At 61.3% G+C, this 24923-nt stretch carries 23 protein-coding genes and 1 pseudogene; 12 read left to right on the top strand and 12 right to left on the bottom strand.

The annotated features are described in order from the left end of the window. The first annotated feature begins 94 nt into the window (after window positions 1-94). The 4 genes from cobF (at window position 95) to AXG89_RS42670 (ending at window position 3296) form a co-directional block, all read left to right on the top strand. Window positions 95-868: a precorrin-6A synthase (deacetylating) gene (gene cobF / locus AXG89_RS37535; RefSeq protein WP_075360371.1), complete on the top strand. Its 774-nt coding sequence runs from the start codon at window positions 95-97 to the stop codon at window positions 866-868. A gap of 83 nt (window positions 869-951) precedes the next feature. Continuing rightward, the gene (locus tag AXG89_RS37530; RefSeq protein ID WP_075360211.1) at window positions 952-1758 is read left to right on the top strand and encodes a hypothetical protein; all 807 of its coding nucleotides are present in this window, start codon (window positions 952-954) and stop codon (window positions 1756-1758) included. Between the two features lie 11 nt (window positions 1759-1769). Continuing rightward, window positions 1770-2960 carry an N-methyl-L-tryptophan oxidase gene (gene solA, locus AXG89_RS37525; protein ID WP_236873686.1) on the top strand — a complete coding sequence of 397 codons (1191 nt, stop codon included), beginning with the start codon at window positions 1770-1772 and terminating at the stop codon, window positions 2958-2960. A gap of 159 nt (window positions 2961-3119) precedes the next feature. Then, window positions 3120-3296, top strand: a complete 177-nt coding sequence (locus AXG89_RS42670; RefSeq protein WP_155524263.1) for a hypothetical protein — start codon at window positions 3120-3122, stop codon at window positions 3294-3296. Between the two features lie 85 nt (window positions 3297-3381). On the opposite strand, the pseudogene AXG89_RS37520 reads toward AXG89_RS42670, so the two are convergent. The 8 genes and pseudogenes from AXG89_RS37520 to AXG89_RS37485 all read right to left on the bottom strand — a co-directional run bounded on the left by AXG89_RS37520 (window position 3382) and on the right by AXG89_RS37485 (window position 13346). Then, window positions 3382-4601 (bottom strand): annotated as a pseudogene (locus AXG89_RS37520) (ABC transporter substrate-binding protein). Between the two features lie 53 nt (window positions 4602-4654). Next, on the bottom strand, window positions 4655-5365 hold the full coding sequence (locus AXG89_RS37515) for an ABC transporter ATP-binding protein (protein ID WP_075360208.1): 711 nt from the start codon (window positions 5363-5365) through the stop codon (window positions 4655-4657). Continuing rightward, a complete protein-coding gene (locus AXG89_RS37510; RefSeq protein ID WP_075360207.1) occupies window positions 5362-6150 on the bottom strand; it encodes an ABC transporter ATP-binding protein in 789 nt (262 codons plus the stop codon). The genes AXG89_RS37515 and AXG89_RS37510 overlap by 4 nt, the downstream gene beginning before the upstream one ends. Continuing rightward, window positions 6147-8069: an ABC transporter permease gene (locus tag AXG89_RS37505; protein WP_075360206.1), complete on the bottom strand. Its 1923-nt coding sequence runs from the start codon at window positions 8067-8069 to the stop codon at window positions 6147-6149. Before AXG89_RS37505 ends, AXG89_RS37510 begins: the two co-directional genes overlap by 4 nt. Before the next feature lie 389 nt (window positions 8070-8458). Next, window positions 8459-8938, bottom strand: a complete 480-nt coding sequence (locus AXG89_RS37500; RefSeq protein WP_075360205.1) for a MarR family winged helix-turn-helix transcriptional regulator — start codon at window positions 8936-8938, stop codon at window positions 8459-8461. Then, complete coding sequence (locus tag AXG89_RS37495; protein WP_236873685.1) at window positions 8928-11624, bottom strand: cytochrome c; 2697 nt, start codon at window positions 11622-11624, stop codon at window positions 8928-8930. Before AXG89_RS37495 ends, AXG89_RS37500 begins: the two co-directional genes overlap by 11 nt. 30 nt (window positions 11625-11654) lie before the next feature. Next, window positions 11655-12128: a (2Fe-2S)-binding protein gene (locus AXG89_RS37490; RefSeq protein WP_062002249.1), complete on the bottom strand. Its 474-nt coding sequence runs from the start codon at window positions 12126-12128 to the stop codon at window positions 11655-11657. A 57-nt stretch (window positions 12129-12185) separates the two neighbouring features. After that, on the bottom strand, window positions 12186-13346 hold the full coding sequence (locus AXG89_RS37485; protein ID WP_075360203.1) for an FAD-dependent monooxygenase: 1161 nt from the start codon (window positions 13344-13346) through the stop codon (window positions 12186-12188). 293 nt (window positions 13347-13639) lie between these two features. Here AXG89_RS37485 and AXG89_RS37480 point away from each other — a divergent pair, with 293 nt between their 5' ends. The 6 genes from AXG89_RS37480 (at window position 13640) to AXG89_RS37455 (ending at window position 20875) form a co-directional block, all read left to right on the top strand. Continuing rightward, window positions 13640-14392, top strand: coding sequence for a maleate cis-trans isomerase family protein (locus tag AXG89_RS37480; RefSeq protein ID WP_075360202.1), 753 nt, complete (start codon window positions 13640-13642; stop codon window positions 14390-14392). 53 nt (window positions 14393-14445) lie between these two features. Continuing rightward, window positions 14446-15273, top strand: a complete 828-nt coding sequence (locus tag AXG89_RS37475; RefSeq protein WP_075360368.1) for an alpha/beta fold hydrolase — start codon at window positions 14446-14448, stop codon at window positions 15271-15273. 21 nt (window positions 15274-15294) lie between these two features. Further along, window positions 15295-16329 carry a hypothetical protein gene (locus AXG89_RS37470; protein ID WP_062001074.1) on the top strand — a complete coding sequence of 345 codons (1035 nt, stop codon included), beginning with the start codon at window positions 15295-15297 and terminating at the stop codon, window positions 16327-16329. A gap of 25 nt (window positions 16330-16354) precedes the next feature. Beyond that, a complete protein-coding gene (locus tag AXG89_RS37465; RefSeq protein ID WP_062001075.1) occupies window positions 16355-16993 on the top strand; it encodes an N-carbamoylsarcosine amidohydrolase in 639 nt (212 codons plus the stop codon). Between the two features lie 346 nt (window positions 16994-17339). Then, entirely contained in the window at window positions 17340-18593 is a 1254-nt protein-coding gene (locus tag AXG89_RS37460) for an MFS transporter (RefSeq protein ID WP_372237098.1), read from the top strand. Between the two features lie 23 nt (window positions 18594-18616). Continuing rightward, window positions 18617-20875 (top strand): xanthine dehydrogenase family protein molybdopterin-binding subunit, encoded by a 2259-nt coding sequence (locus tag AXG89_RS37455; protein WP_075360200.1) that lies wholly within the window; start codon window positions 18617-18619, stop codon window positions 20873-20875. On the opposite strand, the gene AXG89_RS37450 is transcribed toward AXG89_RS37455, so the two are convergent. From AXG89_RS37450 to AXG89_RS37440, 3 genes are read right to left on the bottom strand one after another with little or no spacing between them, the layout of a single operon-like run. Continuing rightward, on the bottom strand, window positions 20872-21378 hold the full coding sequence (locus tag AXG89_RS37450; RefSeq protein ID WP_082778895.1) for a MarR family winged helix-turn-helix transcriptional regulator: 507 nt from the start codon (window positions 21376-21378) through the stop codon (window positions 20872-20874). The two genes, AXG89_RS37455 and AXG89_RS37450, sit on opposite strands and share 4 nt — an antisense overlap. Window positions 21379-21437: 59 nt before the next feature. Beyond that, on the bottom strand, window positions 21438-22397 hold the full coding sequence (locus tag AXG89_RS37445) for a quinone oxidoreductase family protein (protein WP_075360199.1): 960 nt from the start codon (window positions 22395-22397) through the stop codon (window positions 21438-21440). 10 nt (window positions 22398-22407) lie between these two features. After that, the gene (locus AXG89_RS37440) at window positions 22408-22668 is read right to left on the bottom strand and encodes a hypothetical protein (protein ID WP_075360198.1); all 261 of its coding nucleotides are present in this window, start codon (window positions 22666-22668) and stop codon (window positions 22408-22410) included. A gap of 97 nt (window positions 22669-22765) precedes the next feature. Here AXG89_RS37440 and AXG89_RS37435 point away from each other — a divergent pair, with 97 nt between their 5' ends. After that, the gene (locus tag AXG89_RS37435) at window positions 22766-23566 is read left to right on the top strand and encodes an AraC family transcriptional regulator (protein WP_119024797.1); all 801 of its coding nucleotides are present in this window, start codon (window positions 22766-22768) and stop codon (window positions 23564-23566) included. A gap of 6 nt (window positions 23567-23572) precedes the next feature. Here the strand turns inward: AXG89_RS37435 and AXG89_RS37430 are convergent, their stop codons facing one another. Continuing rightward, a complete protein-coding gene (locus AXG89_RS37430; RefSeq protein WP_075360197.1) occupies window positions 23573-23953 on the bottom strand; it encodes a winged helix-turn-helix transcriptional regulator in 381 nt (126 codons plus the stop codon). A 100-nt stretch (window positions 23954-24053) separates the two neighbouring features. Here AXG89_RS37430 and AXG89_RS37425 point away from each other — a divergent pair, with 100 nt between their 5' ends. Further along, window positions 24054-24785 (top strand): SDR family NAD(P)-dependent oxidoreductase, encoded by a 732-nt coding sequence (locus tag AXG89_RS37425; RefSeq protein WP_075360196.1) that lies wholly within the window; start codon window positions 24054-24056, stop codon window positions 24783-24785. Window positions 24786-24923: the final 138 nt, after the last annotated feature.

The raw sequence follows: 24923 nt of genomic DNA, 5'->3' as shown, positions 1-24923 counted from the left end.
CTATCCCGGGCTGGTCCCGGGATTTTCCCGTTCACGGATGCATCGCTGCATCGAGACAATGTATCGTGTCACCAAATCCTTGAACGAGGCGGTGATGAAGCGAATTCTGATCATTGGTATTGGTGCGGGCAACCCCGACTATGTGACTATTCAGGCGGTCAACGCGCTCAACGAAGTGGACGTCTTCTTCGTGATGGACAAGGGCGCCGCCAAGCAAAAACTGATTGTATTGCGGCGGGAGATCTGCCGGCGTTTCATCAAGGGAAACGATTACCGGTTCGCCGAGGGGACGAGCCCGGAGCGGGAGCGCAATGTCGCCGATTATCGCGGGAGCGTGGAAGATCTCAACGACGACAAGCAGGCCGTATTTGAACGGCTCATTTCAGACGAGATGGCGGACGGCGAGTGCGGCGCGTTCCTGACGTGGGGTGATCCGGCGCTGTACGACAGCACGATCCGGATCATCGATTCGATCATCAGGAAAGGCGGTCACGAGATCGAGTATGAAGTGATCCCCGGCATCACCAGCGTGCAGGCGCTCGCCGCGCAGCACAAGATCCCGTTGAACCGCATTGGGGGATCGATCCAGATCACGACCGGCCGGCTGATTGCGGAAGGTTTCCCGGACAACGTTGATACCGTCGTTGTCATGCTGGATGCCGAAAACGCGTACAAACGTTTCGCGGATCAGGACATCGATATCTATTGGGGCGCGTATGTAGGAACGCCCGATGAAATCCTCATCTCCGGAAAAGTGAAAGACGTCATGGGCGATATCGAGCGCGTTCGCGCCGAGGCGCGCAACGCGAACGGCTGGATCATGGACACTTATCTGATGCGAAGAAATCGAAGTGTCACTGACAGATAGCGAACCACAAGCGAACGTATAGCGGATGAACAACGAACGAACCATGGCGAGCCCGAACTATACTGGCGCATCTGGAGGGTTCAATGACCGATCACGAAAGACTGCACCCGCTGCGTCCGTTCCTGAAGAATTGGGTCTGGGAGCATGGTCGAATCGGGACTCGCTATCTCGATTGCACCGACGGCGCCATCAAGTTCGATGAAGGCAAGAAATCGCATTTTGCCGCCGAGAAATACATCTACGTCCCACTCGACAAAGACGCTCCGGACAACGCGGCCGCGGACGGCCCGGTGATCCAGGAAGCGGGACTTGCCCGCTTTTTGCGAGCGGCGCAACTGGGCACACCGGCGGACGCCGGTTCTGTCGCCGACGTTCAGCGGGCGGTGCAGGACTGCGTGGAGCTCGGCATCTTCAGCGCGTACCAACGGGAAGCTCACGAAGCGCTCGCCCGGTACGCGCAAGAAGCGATGTTCGACGACGAGATCCGCGCAGCCGTTGTCGAAGACATTCGTCGCAGCTACGCCGGCATGCGTGCGCAACTCGCGCTGTACGATTTCAGCGTGCTCTACGGCTTGCCCGCACCGCTCCTGATCAGCGAGACGCCGTTCATCCACTGGCGGGTGCGTGCCAGGCCGGCGCAACCGTTTGTTTCCCTCCCGCTTGGACCGTACGCTCTGCTGGTCGGCGCGCCGTCAGGCAGGAGCAGCCGTGTCGGCCCGGTCGTCTGGAAAGCTGCGAGCGCAATGGGACCGCTGAAGGATCACAACCGGCATCTCGCGGAGCACGCGCGGCTCTGGCTCGTTGCAACCGCGGACGATCAACTGATCGCGGAGCAAGGCCGCTTTGCGCCCGCCATCGATCCGGCAAAAGAGGATACGAAGCCATCATGACAGGCGGTGCTATGAACCGAATGCATCAGGAATTGCGGTGCGATGTCGTGGTTGTAGGACTGGGCGCCATGGGCGCCGCAACGCTTTACCAACTCGCCAAGGCGGGCGCCGACGTTGTCGGCATCGACCGGTTCGCGCCGCCGCACGACCAGGGCTCGAGTCACGGCGACACACGCATCACCCGCCTGGCGGTTGGCGAAGGCGCCGCTTACATTCCGTTTGTGCACCGCTCGCACGCAATCTGGCGCGAGCTCGAAGCAGACCGCGGCGAAGCGCTCTTCGAGCAATGCGGCGTGCTTGTGATGACGTCGAGCGAAGCGCCCGCACGTCACCATGGCGCGGAAGATTTCACGGGACACACCATTGAACTTGCGCGCCGTTACGGCATTGCGCACGAGATCCTGAACGCCTCGCAAATCCGCGCCCGGTTTCCCCAGTTCGGACCGGTTCGCGACGACGCAACCGGTTACTTCGAACCCCAAGGCGGTTATGTTCGCCCGGAGCGTTGCATTGCGGCGCAACTGAACGCTGCGCGCAAACTGGGCGCTACGGTGATCACCGGCACGACGGTTTCATCGATTGAATCTGACGACGGCGTGGTGCGCGTCAGAACCGGCGATCGGACGCTCGCGGCCAGCAAGGTCATTGTGTGCGCCGGAATGTGGTCGGCAAATTTGCTGGGCGAACCGTTCGGCGCGTTGCTGACGGTCTGCAGGCAAACACTGTTCTGGTTCAGGCTCGAAGAACCATCGATATTTCCAGAAATGTCACCGACGTTCATCCTTTCGCACGGTCCACTGGAAACGGATATTTGCTACGGCTTTCCGCCCGTTCCCGGCGAAGGAAGCATGAAGATCGCAACGGAGCAGTACGTAGGTTTGGATTCCATCGATACACTCGATCGCAATGTCTCGGACGCGGAGGTTGCGCAAATGGTCTGGTCCCACGTCTCGGAGAATTTTGCGGGCGTGACGCCGGAGCTGGTCAAAGCCGCCGTTTGTACCTACACGGTCACGCCCGACTATGGTTTCATCATCGACGACCACCCCACGCTCGCCAATGTGACCGTGGTTTCCGCGTGCTCAGGGCACGGCTTCAAGCACTCGGCGGGTATCGGCGAGGCGCTTGCGCAGCGGACCCTCACGGGACGAAGCGATGTCGATCTCTCGGCGTTTTCGGTGAGCCGTTTTAACGTGCGGTAATTTTACGCAGCCATCCTCCGATTCGTAGCTGTCATTCTTCAGTGAAATAGCCGTAGAATGCCGCGCTTATCGGGGAATTGCTTTGCCGGCGGGAGCCTCACAATTCATCCATGCCAGTCGTTGCGGCAACGTAAAGATACCAATCGGTTCGGGGATGAAATGAGCACGTTGATGTGGGTCGTGTCTGTGTGGGCGATGGCTGCACTGCTGGTCGTGTTGTTCGTGCATGGGGCCAGCATCAAGTCGAAGCCGCCCGCCAGGCGCAAGCCCGCCGAGGCAACGCCGCCGGCGGCACAGACAACGGAGAATTTGCGCCGCGTTTCTTCCGAAGGCTGAAAGTTTCGGTTCCTGTCAGGCCCAGCTAAAAAGCCGCGCTCGTTCCCGGGCGCGGCTTCTTTTTAAACGACAACAGCTCCAAAGCTCAATCCGCCGGCCGCATCTTCGCCACTTCGGCATCCGATGGCTGGACGCTCGCGCCATCGATATACCGGTACGACGTCATCACGCCCTTGCCGTCCTTGAGCGCCGTCGTGCCAACGTACGCGCCCATGGTCGACTGGTTGTCCTGCGCGCGATACGAGATCGGGCCAAAAGGTGTATCGACGGACAAGCCCTTGAACGCCTGCGCCAGCTTCTCGGAGTCGGTCGACCTGGCTTTCTTCAAGCCATCGGCAATGGACATCAGCGCCGAGTATCCGACCACCGATCCGACCCGTGGATAGTCGTGATATTTCGCCTGGTACGCCGCGACGAACTTCTTGTTCGCGGGGTATCGATGGAATACCACGGGTAGCCCGTCACGATCCAGCCAACCGGCGCCTCGGCGCCCAGCGGATCGATATATTCAGGTTCGCCGGTCAGCAGCGACACCACCGAGACGCCCTTGAACAAACCACGTGTATTGCCTTCACGCACGAACTTGCCGAGATCCGCGCCGAACTCGACGTTGAAGATGGCGTCGGGTTTGGCATCGGCGAGGGCTTGCGTCACGGCGCCTGCGTCGAGCTTGCCGAGCGGCGCGGCTTGATCGGCGACAAACTCCACATCCGGTTGCGCGGCCTTCAGCAAACGCTTGAACGTGGCCACTGCGGACTGTCCGTACTCGTAGTTCGGATACACGACCGCCCAGCGTTTCTTGTGCAGCTTGGCGGCTTCGGGCACGAGCATGGCGACCTGCATATAAGTCGATGGACGCAGCCGGTACGTGTATTTGTTGCCGTCCTGCCAGACGATCTTGTCGGTCAGCGGTTCAGCGGCGAGGAAGAAAATCTTGCGCTGCTTCGCATAGTCGGCGAGCGCCAGACCCGTGTTCGAGAGGAAACCGCCAAACAGCAGCGAGACCTGCTCGCCCGTCACGAGCTCCTGCGCGACGCGAACCGTGTCGCCCGGATTGCCGTTGTCGTCGCGGGAGATGACCTCGAGCTTCTTGCCGTCGATACCCCCTGCCGCGTTGACTTCATCCAGCGCCATGTTCCAGCCGTTCTTGTACGGCCCGAGGAACGCCGGCTGCGCTTTGTAGCTGTTGATTTCGCCAATCTTGATGGTGTCGGCAGCAGCCGCGCCGGTCGACGCCAGGGCGGCGGCTAGCGGCGTAACCATCAGGACGGTCAGGCGCAGCAACGATCCAACACGCGTGGTCATAGTTGTTCTCTCCAGATGGGTGCTGATTAAAAACCGCTTCATACGTTCACGCGTCATACGCTCAAGTAAGCCCGCCGCACGGCTTCGTCGCGTGCGAGTTCGTCTATGGTGCCGCTGAACCGGATCTGGCCTTTTTCGAGCACATAGGCGCGGTCACTGACGAGTTCGGCAAAGTGCATGTTCTGCTCGGAAAGAAGAATGGAAAGCCCTTCGCGCTTCAACTCCAGAATCATGTTCGCCATCTGCTCGACGATGATCGGCGCCACGCCTTCCGAAGGTTCATCGAGCAGGACGAGATACGGGTTGCCCATCAGCGTACGCGATACCGTCAACATCTGCTGCTCGCCGCCGCTCATCTGGCTGCCGGGGCGGTTCGGCATTTCGCCGAGATTCGGGAACAGCTTGAAGAGTTTTTCGGGCGTCCAGCGCGGTGCGTTTTCGCGGGGCGGCTGACGGCCGGTATCGAGATTTTCCATCACCGATAAATCGCCGAACACGCGGCGGTCTTCCGGCACGAAACCCATGCCAAGACGCGCGATGCGATATGGTGGCATCGTGGAGATGTCCTGGCCGCAAAAGTCGATCGCGCCGCGCCGCGTGGGAAGCATGCCCATGAGGGCTTTCATCGTGGTCGATTTGCCGGCGCCGTTGCGGCCCATCAACGCAACCACTTCGCCGCGGCCGACTTCGAGACCGACGTCGTAGAGGATCTGCGCGCGGCCGTAGAACGCGTTCAGGCCCGAGACCTTCAGCATGGCCGTCATCGAGCAACTCCGTCTTCGGCAAGCGATGCACGCGGCATGAACGATTTTCCCGTGCCGAAGTACACCTCGCGCACACGCGGATCGTTGCGCACGGTCTCGGCATCCCCCTCGCCGATCAGTTTTCCGCGTGCGAGCACGATGAGTTTGTCGGCGTAAGCGAACACCACGTCCATGCTGTGCTCGGTGAAAAGCACGCCGAGCTTGTGGTCGATCACGAGTTGCTTCGTGAGCGCCATGAGGTCGTTGCGCTCCTTGGGCGCCATGCCTGCGGTCGGTTCGTCCATCAGCAGCAATTTCGGCTTGTTGGCAAGTGCGATGGCGAGCTCGACGCGCTTGACATCGCCGTAAGCGAGCACGCCGCATGCGCGCTTCGCGTGCGCCGCCATGCCGACTTGTTCGAGCAGCGCGAGGGCTTCGTCGGCGTGTAGCGATGGTGCAGGCTTCCACCAGTTGAACAGTTCGCGATCGCGCGATACCAGCGCCATCTGGACGTTTTCGATGACGGTCATCGAGTTGAACGTGGCCGCGATCTGAAAAGTCCGGCCAACGCCCAGGCGCCAGATATCGCGTGGACGTTTGCCGGCGATCTCGTGGCCATCGAAAAGGATCGAACCCGAGCTTGGCTTCAACTGGCCGTTGAGCATGTTGAAGCACGTCGACTTGCCCGCACCGTTCGGGCCGATCAGCGCAAGCAGTTGTCCGGCTTCGAGGTCGAAGGAGACGTCGTCGACCGCCTTGAGGCCGCCGAACGATCTCGCCAGATTCGATACCCGCAGCAACGTCATAGCGCCTCCTTGGCAGGTTGCGGCGCGGCGCCGTGATCGGCATTGCGGCGTGAGTCGAGCTTGTGCTGCACGAAGCCCACGATACCCTGCGGAAATGCGATCACGAGCACCAGGATCGCGCCGCCAAGCAGCGCTTGCCAGTAGTCGGTCTGACGCGCGACGGTATCCTGCAGCCACGTGAACACCGCTGCGCCAACAATGGGTCCGGCCAGCGTCTGTATGCCGCCGAGCAGGACCATCACGAGGCCGTCGACCGAGCGCCCCACGCTGATCACTTCCGGCGAGATGGAACCCTTGGAGAACGCGTACAACGATCCGGCAAGCCCGCAAAACAGCGATGCGATTATGAACGCGACCCATTGAATTCGCTTGACATCGATACCAATGGCTTCAGCGCGCAATACCGAATCACGCGAAGCACGCATTGCATAGCCGAGCGGCGAGAACAGCATGCGCCTGAGCATCCACACGCCGATGACTGCAAAGAACAACGTCAGGTAGTAATACGCAATCGGCGAACTCAGCCACGCTGATGGCCACAGGTTGAGAATACCGTTGCTGCCGCCCGTCACCGCATCCCACTGGTACACGACCGACCACACGATCTGCGCAAAAGCGAGCGTCAGCATGGCGAGATAGACGCCCGACAGACGCACGCAAAACCATCCGAACACGAGTGCGCCCAGGCCCGCAAGCACGGGGCCGAGAACAATGGCGGCTTCCATCGGCAAGTTGAGGACTTTCAGGAACAGTGCTGCGCCATACGCGCCAAGTCCGAAATACGCAGCGTGCCCGAACGAGTGCATGCCGCCCGGTCCCATGATGAAATGCAGGCTCGTCGCAAACAAGACGGCGATCAAAATCTCGACCAGCAGCACGGGCATGTACGGGAATACGCCCGACAACAGCGGCGCGAGCAACAGCACCGCGAGGACGATACCGGCGAATATCTTGAGCCGCGAATCGGCGCGGCGCAGTGGCGTTTCGGCGAACGCCATCGTGCGAACGGCCGTTTGCGCGCGACCAAGCAGTCCCCAGGGCCGCACAACCAGCACGATCGCCATCACCACGAACTCCGCCACGAGCGTGAATTTGCTAAGCGAAAAGACCATGCCGCCAATGGTCACATCGCCAATGCCGATACACAGCGCCTTGATCTCGGCAATCAGCAGCGCGGCCACGAAGGCGCCGGGAATCGATCCCATGCCGCCCACCACCACGACCACGAATGCATTGCCGATGGTATCGAGATCCAGCGAAAGATTCGCCGACATGCGCGGCACTTGCAGCGCACCGCCAAGTCCCGCGAGAAACGCACCGATAAAAAACACGCCCGTGAAAAGCCAAGCCTGATTGATGCCGAGCGCGCCGAGCATCTCACGGTCGCTCGTTGCCGCGCGCACGAGCGTGCCGAGACGCGTGCGCGTCAGGCCGAACCACAGCACCGCGAGCACGATGGGACCGATCACGATCAGCGCGATGTCATACGTCGGCAGCGAGTGGCCGAGCAGACTGACCGCACCGCCAAGCAACGGTGCGCGCGGGCCGAACAGGTCTTCGGGGCCCCAGATGTAAAGCGCGGCATCGCGGAAGATCAGCACCAGCGCGAACGTGGCAAGCAAGTGGAACAACTCGGGCGCCTGATAAATGCGCCTGAGCACGATCATCTCCACGAGCGCGCCGATTACGGCGACGACGACAGCCGCGGCGAGCATCGAAAGCCAGAAGCCCGCGACCGTTGAACCGAAGCGGCTCGCAATGCTGTAGGCCACGTAGACGCCAAGCATATAGAACGAGCCATGAGCGAAATTGACGATACGCGTCACGCCGAAGATCAACGACAAACCGGACGCGACCAGAAACATGGCGCATGCATCCGCTAGTCCGTTGATGAGTTGCACAGTCAGGTTCGACAACATCGACGCCTCTATCGCTTGGTTTTGATCAGGAAGACGGCGCCTGTCCTGCGCAGCGCTGGATCAACTCATCAACTCATGTACACACTCTAATTCTAGTCTTCTATGCAATGAGTATGCCTGTTTTACAGCTAGTGACTTGTACTAGGTATTTTGGCCTTTTGTCGCTATGCAGAAGGACCTTAAGCCTGACGGTTCGCTGACATGCAAGCAAGGCACCGCACCGCATTGCACCTTTAAAACCCAGCGTACACACCACAATCTCTTTTGCGGTGCGAAGGTCCCGCTATTGGTGCAATGCCGCGAGCCACCTCTGCCTGGCATGCGGACAGGATGCAATTATAAGAAGCAGTGGCTTTGCCCGCAGTGGTTTTATGAATCTTGCAGCGATATCAGTCGCTCTCGACCGCACTCAGTTTGCGCAGCAGATACAGGACGGCCACGCGTTCGGCGTCGTTGAGATCGCTCATGGTCAGCTCACTGATGCGCCGCGCAACCGGCGTTACGCCCTCGACCAGTTCTTCGCCCGCCTGCGTCAATTGCACGGTGACCTTGCGCCGGTCATCGCGATTGGTGCGCAACTCGATCAGATCGCGCGCCCTCAAACGTTCGATAATGCCGCGTACCGTGGCCGCATCGATTGCGGTCGCCTTGCCCAGGTCGCTCATGGACGATGGCCCGAGCTTACGGCTCGCGCTCAACACGGCAAACTGCACGGCGGTCAGTTGCGGGTCGTCGATACTTCGCCCGAAGATGAACAGATGCCGCTGATAAGCCTTGCGCAGCAGATGCCCGATCTGCTCCGATACTTCATATTGGGGCGAGGGAGGTTGCGAGGTATCGGAGGAACGCGTCGGAGGGTCAATGCGCATGTTTGCGCACCCGCGCCGACACCTGCGCCAAGCCCTTCCACGGCGCTTCGTTCGGCGCAAAAGTGGCGCGGATATACGTCACGAGGTCGGCCATCTGCCGGTCATCGAAGGAGTCCCTGAAGCCGGGCATGTAGCCGAGCGCATCGGTGGCGGGGGCGTCGATGCCGTTCTGGATGACCTTCAGCAAGTTGTCGGGCGTAGCTTCGCTCACACTTGTATTGAGCGCCAGCAACGGTCGCACACCGAAGTTGCCGACACCGCCGGTAGCCGCATGGCATACGGCGCACGCGCCATCGAAAATGCGACGGCCGCTGTCGAGAGCTTGCAGGGTGATGGCGTCCGGTTTGGCTTGCGCGACTGCCACCGGTTTCGCGACTTCCGCCGTAGCCGATAACGACGCCACGTAATGCGCCATCGCACGGACGTCGGCTTCGGGCAGTGTCGACAAACTCGCGACGACCGGCGCCATCGGTCCGGCGGCGACACCGTGCTCGTGCGAAAAACCGGTCTTCAGGTAATCGTAGAGCGCCTGTTCGGTCCACTTGACGGGCGCTTTCGAGTTGCCGACCAGCGAAGGTGCAACCCAGCCCTCCGCGCTGCCGCCCGTCATGTACAAGCGTCCGCCTTTTTCCGCGCCGAGTGCGTTGCGCGGCGAATGGCATGCGCTGCAGTGGCCGGCGCCATCGACGAGATATTGCCCGCGGTTCCATTGCGCCGAACGCGTGGGGTCCGGCTTGAATTCGCCCTGCTTCAGGTACAACGCATTCCAGCCCGCGACCAGCGCGCGCTGGTTCAGCGGGAACGGCAAGCGCGTTTGCGGCGGCGCATGTTCGACGGCCGGCTGCGACATGAGATAGGCGTACAGCGCGGTCATGTCGGCTTCGCTCATCTTCGTGAAGGCGGTGTACGGGAACGCGGGGTAGAGATGGTGGCCATCGCGCGAAATGCCCTGGCGCATCGCGCGGTCGAACGCAGCGAAGGACCAGTTGCCGATGCCCGTCTTCGGGTCAGGCGTGAGGTTGGTCGTATAGACCAGGCCGAACGGCGTTTCAAGCCCTAGGCCACCCGCGTTGACGGCGCCGCCGGGCGCGGTGTGGCAGACGGCGCAATCGCCGAACTCGGCAATCTGGCGGCCACGCGCGATGGTGGCCTCGGACCAGGTGGAGGCCAACGGGCGCGCGATGGGTTCTATCGACGCCCGTAACGGCCATAGCGTGCATGCGAGGCCGATCACGCCGCCAAGGCTGCCGGCCGCGAGCAACGCCTTCAGCGAGCGTTTGCCGCGCTTTGGTACGCCAACCGGTGCCCCGACCATTGACGCTTCCGATCCATCCAGCGCCGCACGCACGCGTTCCGGCGTGAAGGGCGGCGCGCGAAAGCGTACGCCGGTTGCATCGAAGAGCGCATTGGCGATAGCCGCAGCGGCCGGCGATGCATCGATGCTTTCGATGGCAATCCCGGCAGGCACATCCGCGGCGGCGGCCACCGCCAGATCATGCGATACAGCCTGAGCGCCGGGCGTTTCGTCGTGCGATGGCCGCGCGCTGAGCTGCAGACCGAGCGCACGCGATGCCGCCGCCGCAATCAGCCACACCGGAACGCCGCTCATGCTGCCCAAGCGTCTGCGACCGCTCGCACGCCCCGCCACCACGCGCTTGACCGCTACGTCGCCGGTCGCGCGATTGACATCAAGATCGACAATCCACGCCGAATACGCTGGCGTTACCGCGTTGCTCTTGTGTTCATCGAAAGCGAAACCGCGGCCGTGCGCTATTCCACTAGTCGAATACTTCGGCTCGCCACCCCACGCCGCACGTTCCGCGACTGTATTGATCAGCTCGCGTGCGCCGTCGTATTCCACCGGATCAAGGTGATCGAGCCGGAACGACACGGGATCGCGGTTGTTCTCACGCGCGATTTCATCGATGAACGATTCACGCGCAAAGGCATGCGCCGCGTCAGGAATGAGTTTGGCGGGATCGTCGATCAGTAATTTCGAACGGCGTGACACATACGGGCCTGGATCTCGTGCAGCGGCTTCGTCACCGGAAACACCGGGCGTTCGCGCAATGTATTGCCAATCGAGCAGCGCACCTTCGCTGTCCAATGAAGCCGCGACGGAAAATGTCGCCTCGCGCACGAGCGACGCCGACATATATCCGCCGACACACACTGCGCCGCCGAGTTCTTTAATCAGCACCACGGCGGCGATTGCGGCGAGCGTTGAATCGGTCGCTGTATGGAGCGGATGGAACTCGAAGCGCTCAGCGGAAAACCCCGTCGCGCTGACGAGCTTCGCGAGCAGATCTGCGCCTGGCGGGGTGCTCGTCCATAAGGAGATGAAGTCGCCGTCAAAGCGTGCGATCGCCTCGCATGGCGTGAACGTGTCCGGAGAAAGCGGCCAGACGTAATGCGCTTCCTGCTGCAGGCCGGAGTGCGGCACGGGCAGCGACGCATCGGCGCCCGTATGATCAACCACGCGCCGCGCGGCATCGCACGCAAGTTCAAGACGGGCCGCAACAAACGCAGCCACGTTCCCCGCGTGAACCCAGCGCACGCTTTCCATTTGCAGCGCAGCAGCACGCTGCAGCAACGCCGGGTCGACGTCCACCAGCACGCATGCATAGAGCATCGACTCGGGCAGCAGCACGGGTCGGCCGGAATCCCGTTCGTGCATGAGGTCCATTACAGGAGGTCCGTTACACGCGTCATTGGATCAGCGCCCTTCTTCGCGTTTCAAATACTCGACCGCGCGATGCACGGCCTTCATGATCTCGATATGCGTACCGCAGCGGCACAGGTTGAAGCGCAACGCATCACGAATCGCGGCGTCATCGGGTTCGGGATCGCGATCGAGCAGCGCCTTCGTGCTCATGATCATGCCGTTGAGACAGTAGCCGCATTGCGCGGCTTGTTCATCGATAAAAGCGCGCTGGATCGGATGCAACGCATCCAGCGTGCCGAGCCCTTCGAGCGTGACCGTTTCCCGTCCGATAGCCGCCGCGACCGGCACCACGCACGAACGCGCCGCACCGCCGTCGAGCAGCACCGTGCATGCGCCGCACTGCCCGAGGCCGCAGCCATACTTCGGACCGTTCAGCTCGAAGTCGTTGCGCAAGACATAAAGCAAGGGCGTGTCACGCGTCACGCCTTCGAGCGTACGCGATGAACCATTGACACTGAGCGTCATGGATTCGGAGGCCGATGATGCAGATGCGGACACGCTCATGTTTGACGTTTATCAGTATCAGGCTGCAGCCGTCGAAGCCTGCTTCGCCACTGGCGTCTTCAACGGCTCGTTGAACACGTCGTACGCAAATACCCAGGCCGGATCTTCGTTCGTGCGCAGCCACGTGTTGTTGTGCGACACAAGCTGCACCTTCGAAGCACGTTCCGCGCGATTCGCTTCATACAGCGCGAACGCATTCGTGTAATCGTTCACGCCGATCTCGTCCAGGCACCGCGTCAGCATGGCCGCATCTTCGATAGCCATGGCCGCGCCTTGCGCCATGTGCGGTTTCATCGGATGGCAGGCGTCACCGAGCAGGACCAGCCGGCCGCGGCTCCACAACGGCAGCGGGTCGCGTTCCAGCAGCGGCCACTTCGTGACTTCCGGCGTGGCATCGATCAGCTTTTGCACCGACGGATGGTAACCCGCGAAAACTTCGCGCATCTCGTCGCGGCTGCTCGGCGCAACCGATTGTCCCGCCGGCCACTCTGCTTGCGGAACGCCGGTCACGTAATAGATTTCATCGCGCTTGGACGTGACGTAATACACCATCATATGGCGATCTTCCGACCACCACTTGACGCACAGGTCGAACGGATCGGTGCCGAGCAGCGACGCCGGAAACACCGCGCGATGCGCCACATGACCCGTATAACGCGGCGGCTCGGCGCCAAGCAGGTGATCGCGCAGTTTCGAGTTCACGCCATCCGCACCGATCACGATGTCGGCCGTTTCCACGCTGCCGTCGGCGAACGTCAGGCGCACGTCCTTATCGGTTTCTTCAATATTGGTCAGGCACTTGTTGAATTCGATGGTGCCCGGCGCAACGGCTTGCGTCATCAGCGCGTGAAAGTCGCCGCGGTGCACCGTCAGGTAGGTCGCGCCATATTCGTTGACAGCGAAATCGCCGAGCGGAATCTGCGCAATCGCCTCGCCGCTTTTCCAGTCGCGGCTGTACCAGAAGTCCGGATGCGATCCCATGACATTCAATGCATCTTCGCAACCGATGCGGCGCATGATCTTCATCACGTTCGGCCCCAGGTGGATGCCCGCGCCAAGACGCGAGAACGCCGGCGCCTGCTCATACAGACGCACTGAATAACCGGCGCGCTGCATCAACGCGGCTGCCGCCGTTCCTCCAAGGCCCGCGCCAACAATCGCGATACGGGGTGTGCTCATGATGATCTCTCCATGTCTGGCGCTCGGACGAAAGTCGTTCAACCGAGCCTGTGTGTGAACTGATATCGAGTGTACACATTGAATTATTTTGGGTAAAGAAAATTTGCAGTTGATCTCGACAGGTGCGGGAAAGCCCTTTATCGGTGCGAATTATAAGGGTTTTCACCAAGCTGAAGCATGGCTGCACCATTAAAATTTATTTGTGGAATCTTGTTATATTCCAACGTGTACACTAGACTTTCCTGAACCAGACAAGCTGCCCCGTGCGGCCCACGAATTACGGAGTCGAACAGATGACCAAAAACTTCCGCATCGGCCAGATCGTGCCGAGTTCGAATACAACAATGGAAACCGAGATTCCGGCCATGCTGCTCGCGCGGCAGACCATCCGCCCGGAGCGCTTCACTTTCCATTCGAGCCGCATGCGCATGAAGAAAGTGGTGAAGGAGGAGCTTGCGGCCATGGATGCGGAATCGGACCGCTGCGCGCTCGAACTCAGCGACGCACGCGTCGACGTGCTGGGATATGCATGCCTCGTTGCAATCATGGCGATGGGCCATGGGTATCACCGCGTCTCTCAAAAGCGGCTGCACGAACGTACGGTCGAAAACGGCGGTTCCGCGCCGGTCATCACGAGCGCGGGTGCGCTGGTCGACGCGCTGAAGGTCATCAAGGCGAAGCGTATTGTGGTGGTTGCGCCTTACATGAAGCCGCTGACCGAGCTCGTGGTGGATTACATCCGCTCGGAAGGGTTTGAAGTCGTCGATTACCGTGCGCTCGAAATTCCCGACAATCTGGACGTTGGCCGTCACGACCCGCGCCTCTTGCCGGAAATCGTGAAGACGCTGAACTACAAGGACGTCGATGCAATCGTACTGTCGGCGTGTGTGCAAATGCCGTCGCTTGCCGCGGTGCCGCAAGTCGAAGCCATGACAGGCAAGCCGGTCATCACCGCCGCGATCGCGACGACCTACGCCATGCTGCGCGAACTCGATCTCGAGCGCGTCGTGCCGGGCGCGGGCGCGCTGCTGTCGGGCGCATATTGATCGCGCTGTCGAACCTTCCGATGCAAGCTCTCGACTCATCCAAGGACTCCGCGATGGACTCAACTTTGCTTTACGGCGCGAACGTCAATGCCAACGGCATTCGTCAGCATTTCCTGCGCTATGGGGGTGCAGACGGCGTGCGCGCCGGCCGCCCTGCCGTGATCCTGATCCCCGGCATCACCAGCCCGGCGGTGACGTGGGGTTTCGTCGGCGAAGTGCTCGGCCGCCAGTTCGATACCTACGTGCTCGACGTCCGCGGCCGGGGTTTGTCGGAGGCCACGGCTACGCTCGACTACAGTCTCGACGCACAAGCCGCCGATGTCATCGCGCTCGCTCAGGCGCTCGGCCTTGAACACTATGCGCTCGTTGGCCATTCGATGGGCGCCCGCATCGCAATCCGCGCCGCTCGCAGCGCACCGGAAGGCCTGACGCGCACGGTTCTCGTCGATCCGCCCGTGTCCGGTCCCGGCCGCCGCGCGTATCCGGCGAAACTGCCGTGGTACGTCGATTCCATCCGCCTCGCGGTCAAGGGCATCGACGCGGAAGGCATGCTCGCCTTCTGCCCGACGTGGACCGAAGAACAACGCCGCGTGCGCGCGCAATGGCTCCATACCTGCGACGAACGCGCGATGCTTGCGTCGTTCGAAGGTTTCCATACCGACGACATCCATGCAGACCTGCCGCTCCTGCGCGTGCCGTCGCTGCTGATCACGGCCGCACGCGGCGACGTGGTGCTCGACGAGGACGTGAAGGAAATGCAGGCGCTCGCGCCGGGTTTGCTGCACGCGCGCGTGCCGGATGCCGGCCACATGATTCCGTGGGACAACGAAGCCGGCTTCTACGAAGCATTCGGCGATTTCCTCGGCGCAAAGCTCGCATAGATCACCCAAAAAGGAACTGTCATGCCTATCAGCGATTACGAAATGATTGCCGCGTGGAAAGAGGTGCTGACGTTATCGAAGCTGCAGGCTGGCCAGACCGTCACCGTCCTCACGAGCGCGTCCACGCATCCGCAGACGTTGTCGAGCGCGTTGATCGCCACGCAGTCGATGGGCGCGATCGTCAACCGGCTCGACCTGCTGCCGGTGAACGGCGAGAAGGCGCTGAGCCGCGATTCGCTCGCATACCTCGGCACCACGCCGCTGACCGGCAATCACGCGGCCATTGCGGCGCTGAAGGAAAGCGATCTCGTGCTCGACCTGATGACGCTGCTGTTCTCGCCGGAGCAGCACGAGATCCTCAAGACCGGCACGAAGATCCTGCTCGCCGTCGAACCGCCTGAAGTACTCGTGCGCATGATTCCGACCGAGGCCGATCGAACGCGCGTGCGCGCTGCGGCTGCGCGGATCACGGTATCGAAGGAAATGCGGGTGAAGTCGAAAGCGGGTACGGAACTGGTGTGTCCGCTGGGCGAATTCCCGGCAATCTCCGAATACGGTTTCGTCGATGAACCCGGCCGCTGGGACCACTGGCCAAGCGGTTTCGTGCTGACGTTCCCGAACGAAGGCCAGGCAAGCGGGCAGATCGTGATCGATCGCGGCGACATCCTGCTGCCGCAAAAACGCTACGTGAGCGATCCGATCACGCTGACTGTTGTGAATGGTTACGCAACGCGCATCGATGGTGGCGTGGACGCGGCCCTGCTCAGCGACTACATGGCTTCGTTCAACGATCCCGAAGGATATGCGATCTCGCATATTGGCTGGGGTTTGCAGCCACGCGCTCGCTGGTCCACGTTGGGGCTCTATGACCGCGAGGCGACCATCGGCATGGATGCGCGTGCATTCGAAGGCAATTTCCTGTTTTCTCTTGGGCCGAACAACGAAGCCGGCGGCAAGCGCACCACGACGTGTCACATCGACATTCCGCTGCGTCATTGCGATGTGATGCTCGACGGCGAAGCCGTGGTTCGCGACGGCGTGGTGATGGACCGATAACACAATCTCGAATCGGAGCAATTGAATGAGCGACATCCAGAGCCATGCGGAATCCGGCGTCTACAAGCAGCAGGGATTCGGCACGCCATTGCCGGTGAAAGGCAATATCGGCTTGTTGATCGTGGACTTCGTGGTCGGTTTCGCGGACCCGAAGACTTTCGGCGGCGGCAACATTGCACCGGCCATTGAACGTACCACGCACTTGCTTGCGGCAGCGCGGCGCAATAAATGGCCGGTTGCGCATAGCCGGATCGTCTATGCCGCCGATGGCAGCGACGACAACGTCTTCTCCCTGAAAGTCCCGGGCATGGCGACGCTGACCGAAGATCACCCGAACAGCGCAATCGTGCCGGAACTCACGCCCGCCGCCGGCGAACTGGTCGTGCGCAAGACCGTACCGTCCGCGTTCTTCGGCACGCAACTCGCGCCGTGGTTATCGCAACGCGCGGTCCAGACGCTGATCGTGGCGGGTGCGGTGACGAGCGGATGCGTGCGCGCCAGTGTGGTCGATGCCATGTCGCACGGCTTCCGCCCGCTGGTCATTTCGGATTGCGTCGGTGATCGCGCGATCGGTCCGCACGATGCAAATCTCTTCGATATGCAGCAGAAATACGCCGCCGTGATGACGCTTGACGAAGCATTTGCAAGCATCGAAAACCGCTAGAAAAGGCACGCGAAAGCCCGCCTGAATCAACTTGATTTCACCTTGAAACGTCCCCCGGGTACAGCCCGCGGGACGCTTCGGCACGTCTGAAGCAATACACTTAACCCGTTGATTTATAACGATATTTTGTTATAAAAATATTGCTTTTCGGATTTTGGTTACGTAACTTTGTAGACGCTGAGACGCCCATGCCGCACCCGCGATCGCACCTTTTAAACAGCACCTCATTCACAGCACCTCATTCACAGCACCTCATTAAAGCAAGCTTCCCAGGAGACACCTCATGTCGACCCCGATCACGGACACTGCGCGCGGCTCGCTGCACACCGACGCCCAGGCAGAACGCATGCTTTACAAGAAGCTCACCTGGCGGCTCATACCGTTCTTCTGCCTCTGCTATTTCTCGGCGTATCTGGACCGCGTGAACGTCGGCCTCGCAAAGCTGCAGATGCTCGATGCACTCAATTTCAGCGATACCGTCTACGGACTCGGCGCCGGCCTCTTTTTTGTCGGCTATATCCTGTTCGAAGTGCCGAGCAACCTGATCCTGCAAAAAGTCGGCGCGAAGCTCTGGATTGCGCGGATCATGGTGACGTGGGGCATCCTCTCCGGCCTCACCGTGTTCGTGAAGACGCCCGGCCAGTTCTACGTACTGCGTTTCATGCTGGGCGTGGCTGAAGCGGGTTTCCTGCCGGGCGTGCTGCTGTATCTGACGAACTGGTTCCCCGATGCACGGCGCAGCAAGATCATCGCGCTCTTCATGATGGGGCTGCCGTTGTCGAGCCTGGTTGGCGGCCCGTTGTCAGGATGGATCCTGACCTTTTTCGACGGCATGCACGGCTGGCAAGGCTGGCAGTGGCTGTTCGGCCTGGAAGCGTTGCCGTCCATCGTGCTGGGGGTGCTGGTGTTTTTTTATCTGCCCAATACCGTGGAGTCCGCCAAGTTTCTCGATCACGATGAACGCCGCCGCCTGAAGCACGATCTCGCGCAGGAATCGCATGCGGGCAAGGGGCATCGGCTGCGGGACGCGTTCACGGACCCGAAGGTATGGGCGCTGGGTCTCATCGATCTGTGCGTGTTGCTCGGGACGTATGCCATCAGCTTCTGGATGCCCAGCATCATTCGCGATTCGGGCGTCGAGAGCGCGCTGGAAATCGGCATGCTGACCGCGATTCCGAATGCGCTCGCCGTCATCATGATGCTCGTGACCGGTGCGAGTTCGGACAAGTATCGCGAACGCCGCTGGCATATCGTCGTGCCGTTTGCGTGCACGGCGTTTGGTTTGATCGCGAGCACATTCTTCAGCGGCAGCACGGCGATCACCGTGATCCTGTTGTCGATTGCGAATGCCGGCGTCGCCGCAGCCATGCCGGTGGTATGGGCCCTGCCGTCCACGTTCCTGCGCGGCACCGCTGCGGCGGCGGGCATCGCGTTCGCATGTTCGATTGCGAACCTCGGCGGTTTTGCGAGCACCTACGTGCTCGGCTGGATGAAAGACGCGACGCACAGCATGAGCGCCAGTTTGATCACGTTCGGCATTTGCATGCTGGCAGGATGTCTCTTGGCGCTGGCGATGCCCAAGAGTATTGTCAATCGATAACCGAATTTTCTGGAAAACGCGTCATGCCAATTGCAGGAACGCCGACCCGGAGTGAACTGCTCGCGCGCAACGGCTGCCTGAACGTCGTCAGGCAGCCGGCCGCGCCGGTGAAACCCGCGCCCGGGCAACCGGGCAGCGGGTCTTCGTACGTTCAGGACACGCCGGAAATCTTCGTCGCCGTACTCGACGACGAACGCATTTTCGCCTTCAACGGTCATGTGGATCTGGGAACGGGCATCCGGACATCGCTCGGGCAGATCGTGGCGGAAGAGCTGGACGTGCCCGCCACGCGCGTGCAGATGATCCTGGGCGATTCGGCGCAAGTGCCGAACCAGGGGCCGACGATTGCAAGCGCGACGATCCAGATCTCGGCCGTGCCGCTGCGGTATGCGGCGGCGCAGGCGCGGCTTGCGTTGATCGGATTGGCGGCGCGCGCGTGGGGAATGGACGCCGCGGATGCCGCGCTTCTGCGTACCGACAATGGCTGCGTCATCGCACCTGATGGCACCCGCCTCAGCTTCGGCGCATTGCTTCGAGGGGAGCGCCTGACGCTCGCGCTCGATAACACCACTGCGGTGAAAGATCCGTCGACATACCGCATTGTCGGACGCTCGACGCCGCGCGTCGATCTGCCCGCGAAAGCAACGGGCGCGCTCACGTTCGTGCACGATATGCGCGTGCCCGGCATGCTGCACGGGCGTGTGGTGCGGCCGCCGTATGCGGGACATGATTGCGGCGAGTTCATCGGCAAGATGCTGATCGATGTGGACCGGTCGTCCGTGGAAGTCATGCCCGGCGTGCGCGGCGTTGTGGTGATCGGCGACTTCGTTGGCGTGGTCGCCGAGCGCGAGGAACAGGCCATTCGCGCCGCCCGCGCGCTGCGCGTCAGATGGCGGCCGATGCCAACGCTGCCGTCTCTCGATGACCCCGCGAAGGCCATATCGAACGCGCCTGCAAAGCGGCGCTTGCTGCTCGAAGAAGGCGATGTGGCATCCGTTCAGGGCAAGCCCAATACCACGACCCTGACACGCACTTATGTATGGCCCTACCAGATGCATGCATCGATAGGACCGTCCTGCGCCCTCGCCGATTACTGCGATGACCACATCACCGTGTGGTCAGGAACGCAGAACCCGCAAAGCTTGCGCTTCGACCTGTCGCGACTCGTGGAACGCGCGGAAGGTGACATCGATATCGTGCGCATGGAAGCCTCCGGATGCTACGGCCGCAACTGCGCCGATGACGTGGCCGGCGACGCCCTGTTGCTTTCGCGTGCGATGCGCCGCCCGGTGCGCGTGCAGTTGTCTCGTGCCGATGAGCATCAGTGGGAGCCCAAGGGAACCGCGCAAGTGGTGGACGTGACCGGCACTGTCTCGGACAGCGGCGAGACGCTCGCGTATGAGTTCGCGTCGCGGTATCCATCGAACGATGCGCCGCTGCTTGCATTGCTGCTCACGGGCGCGTTGCCGGCCGAGCCGCGCGTCTTCGAAATGGGCGATCGCACGGCGGTTTCGCCGTACACGTTCGAGCATCGGCGGTTTGTGTGCAACGACATGGCACCACTCATCAGGGCGTCGTGGTTCCGGGGGGTATCGGCGTTGCCGAACTCGTTTGCGCATGATGTGTTTATCGATGAACTCGCCGTCGAAACAGGCGCCGATCCGCTCGAATTCCGGCTGCGGCATTTGCAGGACGAACGCGCGAGGGAGTTGCTGGAAGCAGTGGCCGCGCGTGCGGGCTGGCAACGTCGCGTAAAACCTGACGATGCGAACGCGCGCGTCCTGCAAGGACATGGCGTGGCGTATGCGCGTTATGTTCATAGCCGCTTTCCAGGGTTTGGGGCGGCATGGTCGGCCTGGATCGTCGATCTGGAGGTGGATCGTGTGACCGGCGAAATTCGTCTGAAGCGCGTGACCGTTGGTCAGGATACCGGCACGGTGGTCAATTCCGACGGCGTGCGTCATCAGATCCACGGCAATGTGATTCAGACGATCAGCCGTGTATTGAAGGAGCGTGTTCGCTTCACCGATGGTCTCGTCGCGAGTCGCGAATGGGGCAGTTATCCAATCCTGACCTTCCCGGAATTACCGTTGATCGATGTCGTGCAAATGGAACGGCAAGGGGAACCGCCGCTGGGGTCGGGCGAGTCGGCTTCGTTGCCCGGGGCGGCGGCTATTGCCAATGCGCTTTTCGATGCCACCGGCGTCAGGTTCCGGGAAGCGCCGTTCACGGCCGATGTGGTGCGGGCTGCGTTGCAAGCATCTTTGACGCCGGTGCTTTAGTTTTCTTCCGCCCGCGTCATCGCCCGCAACAGATAGACGATCGCGACACGTTCAGCGGGGTTCAATCCGCCGAACGTCTGCTCGCTGACCTGCTTGGCAAACGGAATGCTCTGATCAATCAGCGCAAGGCCTTCGGGCGTAGTGCGAACAAGAAGCTTGCGTCCATCGAGCGGATCGGGGGAAACAACAATCAGCGAACGCGCCTTGAGCCGCTCGACCACGCCACGGATGGTAGCCTGGTCGATAGCTGTCGCTTTCACGATGTCGTTGAGCGAGCACGACTGCTGCTCCTTCACCGCGCACAACGTCACGAATTGCGCGGCCGTCAGGTCCGAATCGGGAATTGCCGCCTGGAAGATCGCGACGTGGCGCTGATACGCGCGCCGCAGCAGGTGGCCGATCTGCTCGGAGAAGTGATACTCGTCGGCGCCGGTAAGCTTCGGGACGTCCGCAACAGCGCGAACGTCCTTGACGGCGGGAGCAGGAGGGGATTTTTTAGCCATGCGGCGATTGTAGCGTACACGTTATACCGCCGGCGATGTTCATCGTACCGCTCTTGACCTCACGGCTTCGGAACAAAAACCGTCCGGCGCAAACTGTCCGCATGCGCCCAATACTTGCCGATATTCGCAAGCGGAACGATCTCGGTGTCGGTCCGCAGACCGGCGGGTACGGCTGCATTGAACACTTGCTGCATGGCATGCAGAAGGCGGGGCAACGGAACACTTCCAATACCGCTGCCCGTAAGCGTGATCGCCGCCGAGCGCAGGACGGCGGCTGGCAACTGGATATCGGTGCCGCTAATGGAACCGATCTGCACAAACCGGACTGGGTGATCGTCAGGCGACGCCTTCGCCGCTGAAACCAACAACGCCCGGGCGCTGCTTCCCCACAAGTAATCCAGCACCACGTCCACGCCTTCTGCAAATTGCGACTCAAACGCGCGGTTCAACGCGCCCTCTTCCTGTTCCAGCGAAATAGTCACATCGGCGCCGGCTGTTTTCATCGATGCAAGCGTGGTCTCGCGCCGCCCGGTAGCGATGACCTTCCCCGCCCCGAGATGCTTCGCGATCTGCACCGCGAGGCGCCCGGACGTACCCGTCGCGCCGTTGATCAGCACCGTCTCGCCCGCAACGAAGCCGCCCCGCTCGACGAGCGCCGCCAAAGAAGACATGCCCGGAATCGCGATGGCCGCTGCGGTGACGTCATCGAGCGCATCGGGCAACGCGACACAATGAGCGGCGGACACGAGGCAGTATTCGGCCAACGATCCAGACGGCGCCTCCGGCTTGAAAAAATAGACGCGCTGACCGTCTTCCAGACGCCCGGTTCCATCGACGCCTGCAACGAACGGGAACGTCGTCGCCGATGAATAATGCGTCCCCAATGCCCGAGCCCGCGCAACGTGGCTCAGTGCGCTTGCCGTCACTTCGATCAGTCGATGACCGGCTTGAGCGACAGGTTGATCGAAGTCGGCGTAAACCGGGTCTTCACCCGGCGCTTTGATGATTGCTGCTTTCATGGCGTCTTCCTTAGTCCTTGGTGTTTGCGGCGACCCAGGCGCGCAGCGCGGCATCGCGAATGTCGAGGACATCGAACAAGCCGACGGCGCGCAGTGCGGGCAGCGCTTCAAGCATGTCCGTCTCGACTTCAGCGCGTGCGTTTTCGCTTGCTTCCGGATCGGTCCAGACACGAGCATTCGCGAGAAATGCGGCGACAGTACCCTTTCGAATCGTGGTCCCGCCGATTTCAGCCTTATTGATATGGTCGGGGAGCATGTCCTGGGCTCGCATCGCGATGGCCTCCTGAAGCAGTAAGAATGAAGCCAGTTTAGGCGTGCGAGCGCGGCCAGGCTCCGGTATAAAGGCCAATCGATACCGCGTTTCAGCCATGACTTCATATTTGATTCGACCCGACCTCGTGACCTCGCCGGACGTTCCGTTCCTCGCCGCGGCTGAACTGACGCAGGACGAAGCGCGCGCCACGCCGTCGCACAGCCATGCGCGCGGACAACTCATGGGCGCATTGAGCGGCTTGATGTCGGTCGGCCTGGACAAACAGCACTGGGTCGTCCCCGCCGTCCATGCAATCTGGATTCCGCCGCATTGCGTCCACTCCGTGCGCTCGTATGGACCGTTCTCGGGCTGGAGCGTTTTCATCACCGAGCACCGATGTGCCAATCTGCCGTCGGAGCCCCGGGCGATCAGGACAACGCCGTTGCTGCGCGAAGCAGTGAGACGCGCCGCGACGTGGCCGGGCGCCGAGTTGGACCAGACGCAGACGCGGATAGCAGAAGTGGTGATCGATGAACTGGCCGCATCGAAAGAAGAATCGCTGGTCCTTCCGCGCCCGGAAGATGCACGGCTCATCCGAATCACGGATGCGTTAGCCAGTGATCTCTCCGACAACCGCCGTCTCGAGGAATGGGCCGCGTGGGCGGGTTTGGCGCCACGGACCTTGAGCCGCCGGTTTGCGGAGGAGACCGGCTTGAGTTTCGCGCAGTGGCGTCAGCAGGCGCGCTTGCTTCGCGCGCTGGAACTTGTCGCGGATGGCGTGTCGGTGACGACGATCGCGCTCGAACTGGGATACGACAACGTCAGCGCGTTTATCGATATGTTCCGGCGCGCCTTGGGGACGACGCCCGGACGCTATCTGGCCGCAGAGGGAAAGCAAACCCGGTCTGCCGATTAAACCGGTTCAAAGCGCCTTTTCATCGTAAGCAAGCTGCGCTCTCTCGATACCCCCGCCATGCTTCGCCGCCCACACCACGAGCGCCTCGAATGGATCTTGCAACGTTCGACCGAGCGAAGTGATCGAATACTCGACCGCCACCGGCGACGATGCTATGACCCGGCGATTGACCAGTCCGTTTCGCTCCAGCCGTCGCAAAGCTTCGGTCAACGCCTTGTGCGTAATGGGATCGAGGCGTCGCTTTATCGCGTTGAAACGCGAGGGTTCGGTGCACAACACGGTCAGGATCAACACCGACCATTTGTTCGCGATCTGCTCTAGAACGGGCCGCGTCGCGTTGATCTCGGCAAGCGGCGGTTCCGCCTTCAATGCCACCTTTGATGCCATCACGGTTTCCTTTCGTATATCTAGTCTATGCACGGTGCGTAATTGACACTAAATATACACGGTGTATCTTCGGCCGGACTGAACATACAAGGGGTTGACTGTGCTGAAGCTCGAAGGAAAGACAGCGGTTATCACCGGTGGCAATAGCGGGATCGGTCTTGCGATAGCGCGGCGCTTCGCCGAAGAAGGCGCCCATGTTTTTATCACCGGCCGTCGCAAGGCGCAGCTCGATGAGGCCGTTGCGTTGATTGGCGGTCACGTGGAAGCCGTGCAAGGCGACGTGACGAGTGCAAGCGATCTCGACCAGCTGTTCGATACGGTCAAGGCGAAGGCCGGCAAGCTGGATATCCTGGTGACGTCGTCGGGTATATCGGAGTTCTCGACGCTCGATTCCACGACCGAAGATCACTTCGATAAAACGTTCGACGTCAACGTCCGCGGCATGGTGTTCACCGTTCAGCGCGCGGTGCAGCAGATGGCGAGCGGCAGCAGCATCGTGTTGGTGGGTTCGATTGCCGGATCGATCGGCAACCCGGGTTACGGAACGTACTCGGCTACAAAGGCCGCAGTCCGGTCGTATACGCGTACCTGGACTGCCGAACTCGCGGCACGGGCAATCCGCGTGAACGTGTTGAGCCCGGGTCCCATCGACACTCCCATGTTCGAGAACGTCAGCGACGAAGTCCGGCTCTCACTGACGAGCCGGATTCCTTTGAACCGCCTGGGTCGTCCGGAGGAAGTGGCGAACGCGGCATTATTCCTTGCGTCTTCCGACAGCAGTTTTGTGGCGGGCGCGGAGTTGTGTATCGATGGAGGGATGACACAGGTTTAATCGGCGGTCGTTGGCGTCCGGGAATGGGAGAGGCAGCCTCTCCCCACGCTCAATAAATTATCGGCATATACCCACATATTGCGGGCATATGCTAACATTCTGCGAAACGTGCAATGTATCGGTTTTTGATCCATGCAG

This window comes from Burkholderia sp. PAMC 26561, assembly GCF_001557535.2.
Classification (GTDB): domain Bacteria; phylum Pseudomonadota; class Gammaproteobacteria; order Burkholderiales; family Burkholderiaceae; genus Caballeronia.
Note: the sequence above shows the minus strand (reverse complement) of the source record. Positions and strands in the feature narration are given on the sequence as shown.

Bases quoted from the DNA above. Each gene is read 5' to 3' on its own strand.
- cobF (WP_075360371.1), top strand. From the start codon at position 95: ATGAAGCGAATTCTGATCATTGGTATTGGTGCGGGCAACCCCGACTAT.
- AXG89_RS37530 (WP_075360211.1), top strand. From the start codon at position 952: ATGACCGATCACGAAAGACTGCACCCGCTGCGTCCGTTCCTGAAGAAT.
- solA (WP_236873686.1), top strand. From the start codon at position 1,770: ATGAACCGAATGCATCAGGAATTGCGGTGCGATGTCGTGGTTGTAGGA.
- AXG89_RS42670 (WP_155524263.1), top strand. From the start codon at position 3,120: ATGAGCACGTTGATGTGGGTCGTGTCTGTGTGGGCGATGGCTGCACTG.
- AXG89_RS37515 (WP_075360208.1), bottom strand. From the start codon at position 5,365: ATGACGGCCATGCTGAAGGTCTCGGGCCTGAACGCGTTCTACGGCCGC.
- AXG89_RS37510 (WP_075360207.1), bottom strand. From the start codon at position 6,150: ATGACGTTGCTGCGGGTATCGAATCTGGCGAGATCGTTCGGCGGCCTC.
- AXG89_RS37505 (WP_075360206.1), bottom strand. From the start codon at position 8,069: ATGTTGTCGAACCTGACTGTGCAACTCATCAACGGACTAGCGGATGCA.
- AXG89_RS37500 (WP_075360205.1), bottom strand. From the start codon at position 8,938: ATGCGCATTGACCCTCCGACGCGTTCCTCCGATACCTCGCAACCTCCC.
- AXG89_RS37495 (WP_236873685.1), bottom strand. From the start codon at position 11,624: ATGGACCTCATGCACGAACGGGATTCCGGCCGACCCGTGCTGCTGCCC.
- AXG89_RS37490 (WP_062002249.1), bottom strand. From the start codon at position 12,128: ATGACGCTCAGTGTCAATGGTTCATCGCGTACGCTCGAAGGCGTGACG.
- AXG89_RS37485 (WP_075360203.1), bottom strand. From the start codon at position 13,346: ATGAGCACACCCCGTATCGCGATTGTTGGCGCGGGCCTTGGAGGAACG.
- AXG89_RS37480 (WP_075360202.1), top strand. From the start codon at position 13,640: ATGACCAAAAACTTCCGCATCGGCCAGATCGTGCCGAGTTCGAATACA.
- AXG89_RS37475 (WP_075360368.1), top strand. From the start codon at position 14,446: ATGGACTCAACTTTGCTTTACGGCGCGAACGTCAATGCCAACGGCATT.
- AXG89_RS37470 (WP_062001074.1), top strand. From the start codon at position 15,295: ATGCCTATCAGCGATTACGAAATGATTGCCGCGTGGAAAGAGGTGCTG.
- AXG89_RS37465 (WP_062001075.1), top strand. From the start codon at position 16,355: ATGAGCGACATCCAGAGCCATGCGGAATCCGGCGTCTACAAGCAGCAG.
- AXG89_RS37460 (WP_372237098.1), top strand. From the start codon at position 17,340: ATGCTTTACAAGAAGCTCACCTGGCGGCTCATACCGTTCTTCTGCCTC.
- AXG89_RS37455 (WP_075360200.1), top strand. From the start codon at position 18,617: ATGCCAATTGCAGGAACGCCGACCCGGAGTGAACTGCTCGCGCGCAAC.
- AXG89_RS37450 (WP_082778895.1), bottom strand. From the start codon at position 21,378: ATGGCTAAAAAATCCCCTCCTGCTCCCGCCGTCAAGGACGTTCGCGCT.
- AXG89_RS37445 (WP_075360199.1), bottom strand. From the start codon at position 22,397: ATGAAAGCAGCAATCATCAAAGCGCCGGGTGAAGACCCGGTTTACGCC.
- AXG89_RS37440 (WP_075360198.1), bottom strand. From the start codon at position 22,668: ATGCGAGCCCAGGACATGCTCCCCGACCATATCAATAAGGCTGAAATC.
- AXG89_RS37435 (WP_119024797.1), top strand. From the start codon at position 22,766: ATGACTTCATATTTGATTCGACCCGACCTCGTGACCTCGCCGGACGTT.
- AXG89_RS37430 (WP_075360197.1), bottom strand. From the start codon at position 23,953: ATGGCATCAAAGGTGGCATTGAAGGCGGAACCGCCGCTTGCCGAGATC.